This window comes from Nostoc sp. FACHB-190, from assembly GCF_014696905.1.
GTDB lineage: Bacteria > Cyanobacteriota > Cyanobacteriia > Cyanobacteriales > Nostocaceae > Nostoc_B.
Genome location: NZ_JACJQW010000003.1, coordinates 304,348 through 315,658, shown reverse-complemented (window position 1 = coordinate 315,658; position 11,311 = coordinate 304,348). Strand labels below are relative to the sequence as shown.

The following is an 11,311-nucleotide window of genomic DNA, read 5'->3' as shown; positions in this document are numbered from 1 at the left end:
TGTTGTAAAATTGCCGCTCTGATATTCGGTCTAGGATTTTGAGCAGTAAATCTAGTTTTACTGCTGGTTCTCAATTGCTTATTTTTATCTGAGCAGATTTATAAAGCCTAGATAAAAGTAAGTAGTGCGTTAAAGTGCATCTAGTCATCTAAAAATGAATCAATATTCTTCTAGCTTTCAACCAAGCGATGTCTTTTCTGCGACAAGCTACACTAACGATGAGTTTAGCCTCAGTAACTGTAGAACAGTTGTTGAAGTGTTGGGTTGGAGAAGTTCTACCCAAGGAAATCAAGATATTTTCACTTTTTTACTAGATGGGGAAACAGAACAAGCGCGGCTAACTTATCAAGAGTTGGATAGACTTGCTAGACGAACGGCTGCACAATTGCAAGCAATGGGTTTAGTGGGAGAACGTGCTTTACTGCTTTATCCGGCGGGACTAGATTTTTTAATTGCTTTTTTCGGTTGTTTATATGCGGGAGTTGTGGCTGTTACTGCTTATCCTCCGAGAAATCAGCGTAACACACCGAGAATCCAGGCGATCGCTCAAGATGCACAAGCCGCGATCGCGCTGACAACAACAGATATACTCCCAACAGTGCAGTCTTTAATCAGCCAAAGGACTGATTTGGGATCGTTGCAATGGCTGACAACAGATAATATTACCCCAGGAATAGAAGACAACTGGCAACAACCTCATATTGATCAAGATAGTTTAGCGTTTCTGCAATATACCTCTGGCTCAACGGGAACACCCAAGGGTGTGATGATTAGTCATGGAAACTTACTGCACAATGCTCAAACAACTCGCCAATTTATGGAGCATTCGTCAGCTAGTAAGTTTGTGACTTGGCTACCGATGTACCATGATATGGGTCTAATTGGTGGGATATTGCAACCTTTGTATGGCGGTTTCCCTTGCATTATTATGCCGCCTGCGGCTTTTCTCCAACGTCCTTATCGTTGGTTACAGGCGATTTCTCACTATCGCGGGACAACCAGTGGCGGCCCGAATTTTGCTTATGATTTATGTGTGCAGAAAATCACACCTGAACAAAAAGCAACTCTTGATTTGAGTAGTTGGAGTGTAGCCTTTAATGGTGCGGAACCGATTCGTTATGATACATTAGAGCGATTTGCAGAAGCTTTTGCAGAGTGTGGCTTCCGCAAAGAAGCGTTTTATCCTTGTTATGGGATGGCGGAAACAACTTTGATGGTGGCTGGTGTACAGAAGGCTGCGCCACCAAAAATCAAAGCATTGCAGAAATCTGCATTAGCATCTCATCAAGTTGTCGAGTCATCGGTGGTTGGGGGAGATGATACATCTTACTTTGTTAGTTGTGGTCAAATTATTCCTGACCAGAAAGTAGTAATTACTAATCCAGACACACTCAAGAGTTGCCAACCTGATGAAATTGGGGAAATTTGGGTAGCTGGATTGAGTGTTGGTCAAGGATATTGGCATCGTCCAGCAGAAACCGCAGAAACATTCGGAGCTTATTTAGCAGATACCGGCGAAGGGCCATTCCTGCGGACAGGAGATTTAGGCTTTTTGCAAGATGGAGAATTATTTATTACAGGGAGAGCGAAAGATTTAATTATTATTCGTGGTCGCAACCTGTACCCCCAAGATATAGAATTAACGGCTGAACGCAGTCATTCATCCTTGCGTCCTGGTGCGAATGCCGCATTTACAGTTGTAGTTAACAACGAAGAAAAGCTAGTAGTTGTCCAAGAATTAGAGTTTCGCGCCAAGCCAAATTTAGAGACAGTCATTAATACAATTCGTCAAGCGGTGACGGAAGAGCATGAAGTACAAGTTTATGCAGTTGTTTTAATTAAACCAGGGACAATTTGCAAAACTTCCAGTGGTAAGATTCAACGCCGCGCAACTCGCGCACAGTTTGAGAATGGTGAACTGAGTATAGTTGCCAGCAATATTTTAAAAGCTAGTGATATTGTCCAAGAGTCAATTCAATTACAGCGTTCTCAACTGTTGACACTGGCTACACCAGAACGTCAGACAGTTTTAGAACAATATTTAATTGTACAGATAGCCAATGTTTTAGCGATCGCACCTGATAATATTCCTCTCCAAGCACCATTAAGCACCCTCGGACTAGATTCTTTAAAAGTATTTGAGTTGAAAAATCGGGTTGAGGTTGACTTAGAAGTAGAAATATCCATTGCAGACTTGTTTGCAGGGATGAGTCCGCGATCGCTGGCGACTAAAATCCTCACCCAAATCACGACGGCTGAACTACCATCAATAACTCTGACACGACAGCCAAAAAATACCTCTGTTCATCCTCTATCCTTTGCTCAACAAGGATTGTGGTTCATCCATCAACTCAATCTCGACTCTCCGACATATAATATTCCGCTAGTGATTCACCTCCAAGGTTGTGTGAACTTAACAGCCTTAAAGGAAAGTCTCAACGCCATTATTCAACGACACGAAGTCTTACGCACAAGTTTTACAGAAATTGATGGACAACCATCTCAAGTCATCAATCAAACTGTATTTGCAACTTTGACGATTGAAGATTTACTCTCATTACCAGAAAGCCAACGCCATACAGCTGCACAAAGTTTAGCCACAGAGTTTGCACAGCAGCCATTTGATTTTTCTGCACCATCATTGTTGTGTGTGAAATTAGTGCAGTTAAATGATAAAGATTATCAATTATTAATAACTCTACATCATATAATTGCCGATGGTTGGTCGATTGGGATTTTGATTCAAGAACTAGCCGCACTCTATGAAGCATTTTCCCACAACAAGCTTTCTCCACTGGCGGAATTACCCATCCAGTATCAAGATGTAGTCTATTGGCAACAAAAATCGATTAATTGCGATCGTATTCAATCATCATTAGCTTATTGGCAACAAAAATTGCAGGGTGAGCTACCTGTACTAAATTTACCCACAGACCGTCCTCGTCCTCCAGTGCAAACCTTCAAAGGCGCTCAAGCCAAATTAGTTTTTTCTCGCACACTCACAGAAGCACTAAAGCACTTGAGCCGTCAGCAAGAAGTAACTCTATTTATGACCTTGCTTACAGCTTTCAAAATCTTGCTGTATCGTTACACAGGTCAGACTGATATTGTCGTTGGTTCACCCATTGCTCATCGTCACAAAGCCGAAATTAACTCATTGATTGGGCTGTTTGTCAATGTTTTAGTGCTGCGTACAGACTTATCTGGCGATTTGAGTTTTCAGGAATTACTAACGCGGGTAAAAGCCACAGCTTTAGAAGCTTATGTTCATCAAGACTTACCTTTTGAAAAGTTAGTAGAAGCACTACAACCCAACAGAGACCTCAGCTACAATCCTCTGTTTCAGGTGATGTTTGTTCTCCAGAACCTACCTAAACCAAATTTAAACTTATCTGATGTATCAATTCGGTATGAAGAAGGCCATAACAGTGCATCCAAGTTTGATTTGACATTGTTTATGGAGGACTCTGATTCAGGGTTAATTGCAATTTGCGAATATAATACAGATTTATTTAATCCAGATACCATTACCCGCATGTTGGGACATTTTCAGAATTTGTTGGAAAGCGTAGTTAGCAATCCCCAGCAACCCATAGCAGATTTAAAATTACTCACGCCACCAGAAATACAACAATTATTAGTTGATTGGAATAATACTCAGACAAACTACCCCGAAGATAAGTGTATTCATCAATTATTTGAAGCACAGGTAGAGACAACACCCAATGCTGTTGCAGTCGTATTTGACAACCAACAATTAACCTACCAAGAGGTGAATCATCGAGCAAATCAGTTAGCACATTACTTACAAAAACTTAGCGTAAAACCAGACGACATTGTTGGTGTCTGTATTAAGCGTAGTCCAGAAATGTTGATTGCACTGTTGGCTATTTTCAAAGCAGGTGGAGCTTATGTACCTCTAGACCCAGCTTATCCCCAAGAGCGTTTAGCTTTCATGCTCAAAGACAGCCAATCCAAGGTGCTACTCACTCAAAGTCAGTTAGGAGAATTATTTGCTACATCCAATTTGGATATTGTTTGTATCGATAGAGATTTAGACTTACTTCGTCAACAAAGTAAAGATAATCTGTTGAGTGAGGTAAAACCACATCACCTAGCTTATGTCATCTATACTTCTGGTTCTACTGGTGTACCAAAAGGTGTGGCGATAGAACATCAAAGTTGTGTTGCTTTATTAACATGGTCAAGAGAAGTCTTTACAGATAAAGACTTGGCTGGAGTTTTAGCATCAACTTCGATTTGCTTTGATTTATCAGTATTTGAACTGTTTGTTCCCCTCAGTTGGGGAGGGAAAGTCATTCTAGTAGAAAATGCTTTGCATTTACCTTCTTTGACAACTGAAGTTAGCTTGGTGAATACAGTCCCCAGCATCATTACCGAATTAGTACAAATAGATGGTATACCCTCTTGTGTCAGGATAGTTAATCTAGCTGGTGAACCACTGCAAAATTACCTTGTACAGCAGATTTATCAAAAGCATCATATTCAGAAAGTTTTCAATCTTTATGGGCCTTCTGAAGATACTACCTATTCCACATTTACTCAGGTAAATCAAGACGATAAAGTAACTATTGGTCGTCCCATCGCCAATACCCAAGTTTATCTCTTGGATAGTAATTTAAAACCAGTTCCAATTGGTGTTCCAGGAGAAATTTATCTTGGTGGTGCAGGGTTAGCCAGAGGCTATTTAAATCGACCAAATTTAACCCAAGAAAAATTTATATCTAACCCATTTAGTAATAAACTAGAATCACGGCTATATAAAACTGGAGATTTAGCTCGTTATTTACCGGATGGAAATTTAGAGTATTTAGGACGAATTGATCATCAGGTTAAAATTAGAGGATTTCGGATTGAGTTAGGTGAAATAGAGAATGCGCTACTCAAACATCCAGCAATCGAAGAAGTTGTAGTTGCGGCACGAGAAGATAAACAAGGCGATAAGCAATTAGTGGTTTATATTGTGTCTTCACCAGAACCAGCACCTACAATTAATGACCTGAGAATTTATCTGAAAAAACTCTTACCAGAATATATGGTTCCTGGTGTTTTTATTTTCCTTGACACCCTACCATTATTACCAAATGGTAAAGTAGACCGTCGTGCTTTACCAGTTTCAGAAATAGCGCGACCAAAATTAACTACCACCTCTCAGGCACCCCAGTCAGCAATTGAACAAAAAATTGCCAAGCTTTGGCAAGAGGTTCTAAATCTTGATCAGGTAGGTATTCATGATAATTTCTTTGACCTTGGTGGACATTCACTATTAATGCTAAAAATAAATAATCAACTACGGACAATGTTACAGCAAGATATATCAGTTGTAACGCTATTCCAGCATCCGACTATTTACTCTTTAGCACAATATTTAAGTCAAACAACAGAAAATGAAACTGCTTTTGATATACTACGCGATCGCATTCAAAAGCAAAAGGCGGCTCGGAATAAATATAACCAACTCAGAGCCAATCAAACTGGCAAGTAGCGTCATTAATTCGGATAAATTTCCAGCCTTTATTTAGACATAATCCAGGAGAAATTGTTTATGTATTTAGTTGAGAATGTTGCCAATTATAATCCTATTGCTTCCGTATATAGCTCCTTCGCCAAAGAACGAGAATTAGAAATCCTTGTTTTAGAAAACTTAATCCTACAAAACCTCACGCCAGGAGCGCATATTCTCGATATTGGTTGTGCTAACGGACGTACCGTCTCACAACTGAGTAGCAGAGGTTATCAAACAACTGGTATTGATATTTCTGAAGAATTATTACGTATTGCTCAAACAAACTCACCTGAAAGTAAATTTATCCTTGGTGATATCCGCAAATTAGAACTGCAACCAACTTATGATGCAGTTGTTTCAATTGATGTTTTTGGACATATCCTAAATCTGGAAGAATTGACAAATGTCTTCCAAAAAGTATATGCAGCACTACATAACAATGGTATTTTTGCTTTTACCACTCCCGTTGCAGATGAGATTTGGGATAAAACATCACCATCTGATTTTGAAAGATTTAACAAAATTGATGCTAGTGATAAATATGTATATTTTGAAAGATACTACATCTATAACCAAGAAGAAAGAATTCGGGAAGTTAAATTCACTGGCTTTGAATTGATCAATGCTGTTTGGCAGCGTTCAGATAGTGATATGCTAGTAAAAGATTATTTGGCTTCAGAAATTAAATCTGCTTTAGCTAATGCAGGTTTTAGAGAAATTGCTCAATATGATTCCAAAGATTTTGGAGATGATAGCCCAGTAATCTTTATTTGCCGCAAGCCATAAATTTCCCAATAGTAAATATCAAGACCAGAAATACAGTTGACATTGATTTGTGTTGCTGAGTCGAGAGGTGAATTTTTAGATATTTAGCCTTCATTCATCCCTTTATTCGGCAACACAAAAAATCATTCTCACTTAGAATCAGTGAGAATTTTGGAGTTTATCAAAAATGCTTTCTATTCCTCCTCGTCCTTGGCAGTTATTAGTAATTTCTGCTCAAACTGAATCAGAACTAAAAACTGCTACCGACAATCTTACAGATTATTTGAGACAACATCGTAACTTGAACCTTGGGGATGTGGCTCAGAAGTTGCAACGCGAACAACAAGCGTTCCAATATCGGCGAATGGTTGTTTGTCGGGATATAGAAGATGCTATGGTGGCACTTGCTGACCCTAGACGAGTATTGACAAACATCCAAGAAACACAAAAACGTCCTGTAGCTTTTATGTTTCCTGGACTTGGTACTCAGTACGTCAATATGGCTGGTGAATTGTACCAAGTTGAACCTTTGTTTCGTGCTGGTGTTGACTACTGCTGTGAATTTCTTAAACCCCTTCTGGGTCAAGATTTGCGAGAGGTTATTTATCCTCTTGGACAACAAGAACAGCAGTTAGTTTCTGAAAATCCTCAAGGGTTGGACTTGCGAAAAATGTTAGGTCGCAGTCAGACACCAACTAATACAAAAACAGTAGCTGCAACCTCTTTACTCAATCAAACCCACCTGACTCAACCAGCAATTTTTGTTATTGAATATGCTTTAGCACAGCTATTGATATCCTGGGGTATTCGTCCAGCCGCCATGATTGGCTATAGCATTGGTGAATATGTTGCAGCCACCATAGCCGAGGTTTTATCTTTAGACGAGGGTTTAAGACTAATTGCGGTGAGAGCGCAAATGATTCAAAAATTGCCCAGGGGGGCGATGCTTGCAGTTCCACTTTCGCAAACAGAAATATTTCCCCTCCTCAATAACAAACTTTCACTATCGGCGGTGAATGGGTCATCTATGGGTGTCATAGCAGGTGAAATCGAGGCTATAGAAGTTTTAGAACAAAAGTTAACTCAAAAAGGTTTAGCTTGTCGTCGTTTGGAAACTTCTCATGCTTTTCACTCTCAAATGATGGCGGGTGCTAGTGCTGACTTACGTAAGTTAGTCACCACATTTAACTTGCAAGCACCAAAAATACCTTATATATCCAATGTTACAGGTACATGGATAACAGCATCAGAGGCGATAAATCCAGATTATTGGGTAAAGCATCTGTGTCAAGCTGTGTTGTTTGCTCCAGGTATCCAAACGTTATGGAAACAACAATATCCAATTTTGTTGGAAGTAGGCCCTGGACAGACTCTTGCTAGTTTTGCAATGCAATGTCTAAAAAATAATCCCGCCGTCAGTCAACTAATTTTGCCTTCTCTACGTTATTCCTACGATAAAAAACCAGACTTAGCTTTCTTGTTGAAAACATTGGGTAGGTTGTGGTTAGCAGGCGTGGAAATAGATTGGGCAAGATTTTATGCTCAAGAGTCTCATGATTATCTTCCTTTATCTGTTTAAACAAAGAGTAGCGCAGAGGCTTAATTAAAAATTTGGAAGTTAAAACTATGAACATTCAAACAGTAGGTGTTATCGGTGCAGGGGTAATGGGTATCGGGGTTGCACAAAATCTCGCTCAAACAGGACATGAAGTAATATTGATAGATATTTCTGAAGATATTCTTGATAAAGCTAAATACGAAATCAGAAATAATATCCGCTTACAAAGTTTTTTCCAGAAAAGCGACAATCTAAAAACACCAGATAGTATTCTAGAAAAAATCGAGTTTTCTACTAGCTATAAACTTTTAGAAAATGCTGATTTTGTAGTTGAAAATGTCACCGAAAAATGGGATATTAAAAAAGGGATATATCCACAATTGGATGCTATTTGTCCACCACATTGTATATTTGCGGCTAACACATCAGCAATCCCTATTACTCGCCTAGCTTCACTTACCAAACGCCCTGATCAAGTCCTGGGTATTCACTTTATGAATCCTGTACCAATGAAGCCAATGGTAGAGATGATTCGGGGATATCATACCTCGGAGTCAACAATTGCAACAGCAAAACAAATGCTGACTCAGATGGGGAAAGAATGTATCATTGTTAACGACTCACCGGGTTTTGTTTCTAACCGCGTGTTGATGCTAACCATTAACGAAGCTGTGTTTCTGTTGCAAGACCAAGTAGCAACAGCAGAAGATGTAGATAAAATTTTTAAAAGCTGTTTTGGTCACAAAATGGGGCCTTTAGAAACCGCAGATTTAATTGGACTAGATACCATTTTATTTTCTATCGAAGTTTTGTATGAAAACTTTAATGATAGCAAGTATCGACCATGCCCTTTACTGAAAAAAATGGTGGATGCAGGGTTATATGGCAGAAAAAATGGTCAAGGTTTTTACGTATATCAATAACTAGGAATTTCAAGACTTATGAAAGAAGTGCAAGCTAGAGTTAAAACCTTCTTGTCAAAATTTTTCGGCAATCATGACTTACAACCAGACGAAGATATTTTCGCTCTCGGTTTTGTGAATTCGATGTTTGCGATGCAGCTGGTTTTATTTGTTGAGCAGGAATTTCAGATTGCGGTTGAGAACGAAGACTTAGAGTTTGAAAATTTCCGCACCATCAACTCTATCGCCAATTTAGTAGAACGCAAAACTGCTGTTCTCGCACAATGAATTTATGATGAAACTAGAACTATCTACTCAACAAAAAAACGCTCAAGCTGAATTTAGAGCTTTTGTTAACCAAGAAATTTTTCCTGATGCTGGTAAATGGGATAGACAAGAATTTACGCCACCAGAATTAATTAAAAAAATTGCTCAACGCGGTTTTCTTGGTGCTATCTTACCCCAAGAATATGGTGGTCAGGCAATGGATATGATTACCTATGGCATTCTCAATGAAGAAATTGGGCGGGGATGTTCTTCTATTAGAAGTTTGTTGACAGTTCACAACATGGTTGCTCATGCTGTGTGTAAATGGGGTAATAAGTCTCAAAAAGAATATTGGCTGCCAAAACTGGCATCTGGAGAAATTATCGCGGCTTTTGCATTAAGCGAACCGAATGTTGGTAGCGATGCAAAAAGTGTAGAAACCACAGCAGCATTAGTTGGTGATGCTTATGTTTTAAATGGGCAAAAAAAATGGATTACCTACGGACAAATAGCAGATGTCTATTTAGTTTTTGCTCAATGTGAAGGTAAACCGACGGCTTTTTTAGTGGAAAAAAATAGCCCAGGATTCACAGTCAAAGCTATGTCTGGCATTTTAGGTGTGAGAGCTTCAATGTCAGCAGAATTATATTTTAATAACTGTCAAATTCCGCGAGAAAACTTAGTTGGTAGATTAGGTTTTGGATTTGCTTATATTGCTGCTTCTGCTCTTGATTATGGTAGATATAGCGTAGCAGCAGGATGTGTTGGTATTGCACAAGCTTGTTTAGAAGCTTGCATCAAATATACAAATGAACGCAAACAGTTTGGTGTGTATCTGAAAGAACATCAATTAATTCGCCAAAAGATTACTCAGATGATAGCTAACACCAAAGCGGCGAGGTTGTTATGTTATCAAGCTGGTTATCTTAAAGATATTAACGACCCTAATTCAATTATCGAAACCTCCATTGCTAAGTATTTTGCATCTACAGTCGCTACCAAAATAGCCAATGATGCTGTACAACTTCATGGCGGGAATGGTTGTAGTAATGAGTACCCTGTGGAGAGGTATTTACGCGACTCGAAAATTATGGAAATTATTGAAGGTAGTACTCAAATTCAAGAAATTACAATTGCTGAGTCTGGTTATCAAGATTATTTATTTGCAAACGTAGCTACTGGTTTAGATAAGCAATTAGCAGAGAGAAATTAATCTATGGTTAGTATTCAAGAGCTAAATTTAAATAGTAAACAAAAAGATAAAAAAGTAATTAAATGTGTCGTTTGGGATTTAGATAATACCCTATGGCACGGAATTTTGCTAGAAGATAATCAAGTTTCTCTGCGTGAAAATATTGTAAGTTTGATAGAAATTTTAGATAAACGTGGTATATTACAATCTATAGCTAGTAAGAATGAACATCATACAGCAATCAACAAATTAACAGAATTTGGGTTACAAGAATACTTTTTATATCCCCAAATTAATTGGAATTCTAAAGCTAATTCAGTTAAACAAATTGCTAGTTCACTCAATATTGGGCTAGATGCAATCGCCTTTATTGATGACCAGTTATTTGAGTTAGAAGAAGTCAAGTTTTCCTTACCTGAAGTTCTCTGTATCAATGCAGAGGAAATCGGCAGTATTTTAGATATGTCTGTGATGAATCCCCGGTTTATTACGGAAGATTCACGCCTGAGAAGATTGATGTATTTGAGCGATATTGAACGACACAATGCGGAGCAAGAATTTGTCGGGACAGCAGATGAATTTTTAGCTACTCTCCAGATGAATTTTACCATTTCTACTGCTCAAGAAGCAGATTTACAGCGTGCAGAAGAATTAACGCTCAGAACTAATCAATTGAATACAACTGGTTACACCTATTCCTACGATGAACTGAATCATTTTCGCTGTTCTGAAAATCATAAATTGCTAATTGCTAGTCTGGAAGATAAATATGGTAGCTACGGCAAGATAGGTTTAGTTTTAATTGAATGTCAACCTTTATCATGGACAATTAAGCTGTTGCTGATGTCTTGTCGGGTGATGTCGCGAGGTGTCGGGACAATTATGTTGAATCATGTGATGGGTTTGGCTAAGAGTAATCAAGTGCGTTTGTTGGCTGAGTTTGTATCAAACGATCGCAATCGGATGATGTACATATCTTATAAGTTTGCCGGGTTTAGAGAAGTTGAGAAGCAGAGCGATTTGGTAATTTTTGAAAATGATTTAAGTCGGATTCAAGATGTGCCTGGGTATGTGAGTTTTCAAGTGGTTGATTAAACTAA

Annotated in this window: 7 protein-coding genes; all 7 read left to right on the top strand. The window is 38.6% G+C overall.

All coding sequences use genetic code 11. The features are described 5' to 3' along the window. The first annotated feature begins 154 nt into the window (after positions 1-154). The 7 genes from H6G28_RS05940 (at position 155) to H6G28_RS05910 (ending at position 11,306) form a co-directional block, all read left to right on the top strand. Positions 155-5,506, top strand: coding sequence for a non-ribosomal peptide synthetase (locus H6G28_RS05940; protein ID WP_190669623.1), 5,352 nt, complete (start codon positions 155-157; stop codon positions 5,504-5,506). A gap of 60 nt (positions 5,507-5,566) precedes the next feature. Continuing rightward, positions 5,567-6,313: a class I SAM-dependent methyltransferase gene (locus H6G28_RS05935; protein WP_190669621.1), complete on the top strand. Its 747-nt coding sequence runs from the start codon at positions 5,567-5,569 to the stop codon at positions 6,311-6,313. 166 nt (positions 6,314-6,479) lie between these two features. Then, entirely contained in the window at positions 6,480-7,871 is a 1,392-nt protein-coding gene (locus tag H6G28_RS05930) for an acyltransferase domain-containing protein (RefSeq protein ID WP_190669618.1), read from the top strand. 47 nt (positions 7,872-7,918) lie between these two features. Further along, a complete protein-coding gene (locus H6G28_RS05925) occupies positions 7,919-8,773 on the top strand; it encodes a 3-hydroxyacyl-CoA dehydrogenase family protein (protein WP_190669616.1) in 855 nt (284 codons plus the stop codon). An 18-nt stretch (positions 8,774-8,791) separates the two neighbouring features. After that, a complete protein-coding gene (locus tag H6G28_RS05920; protein ID WP_190669614.1) occupies positions 8,792-9,040 on the top strand; it encodes an acyl carrier protein in 249 nt (82 codons plus the stop codon). 4 nt (positions 9,041-9,044) lie between these two features. Further along, a complete protein-coding gene (locus H6G28_RS05915; protein ID WP_242054457.1) occupies positions 9,045-10,232 on the top strand; it encodes an acyl-CoA dehydrogenase family protein in 1,188 nt (395 codons plus the stop codon). 3 nt (positions 10,233-10,235) lie between these two features. Next, on the top strand, positions 10,236-11,306 hold the full coding sequence (locus H6G28_RS05910; protein WP_190669612.1) for an HAD-IIIC family phosphatase: 1,071 nt from the start codon (positions 10,236-10,238) through the stop codon (positions 11,304-11,306). Positions 11,307-11,311 lie beyond the last annotated feature (5 nt).

What these genes read in the sequence shown, in the direction of transcription:
- H6G28_RS05940 (WP_190669623.1), top strand. Translation starts at nt 155, where the DNA reads ATGAATCAATATTCTTCTAGCTTTCAACCAAGCGATGTCTTTTCTGCG.
- H6G28_RS05935 (WP_190669621.1), top strand. Translation starts at nt 5,567, where the DNA reads ATGTATTTAGTTGAGAATGTTGCCAATTATAATCCTATTGCTTCCGTA.
- H6G28_RS05930 (WP_190669618.1), top strand. Translation starts at nt 6,480, where the DNA reads ATGCTTTCTATTCCTCCTCGTCCTTGGCAGTTATTAGTAATTTCTGCT.
- H6G28_RS05925 (WP_190669616.1), top strand. Translation starts at nt 7,919, where the DNA reads ATGAACATTCAAACAGTAGGTGTTATCGGTGCAGGGGTAATGGGTATC.
- H6G28_RS05920 (WP_190669614.1), top strand. Translation starts at nt 8,792, where the DNA reads ATGAAAGAAGTGCAAGCTAGAGTTAAAACCTTCTTGTCAAAATTTTTC.
- H6G28_RS05915 (WP_242054457.1), top strand. Translation starts at nt 9,045, where the DNA reads ATGATGAAACTAGAACTATCTACTCAACAAAAAAACGCTCAAGCTGAA.
- H6G28_RS05910 (WP_190669612.1), top strand. Translation starts at nt 10,236, where the DNA reads ATGGTTAGTATTCAAGAGCTAAATTTAAATAGTAAACAAAAAGATAAA.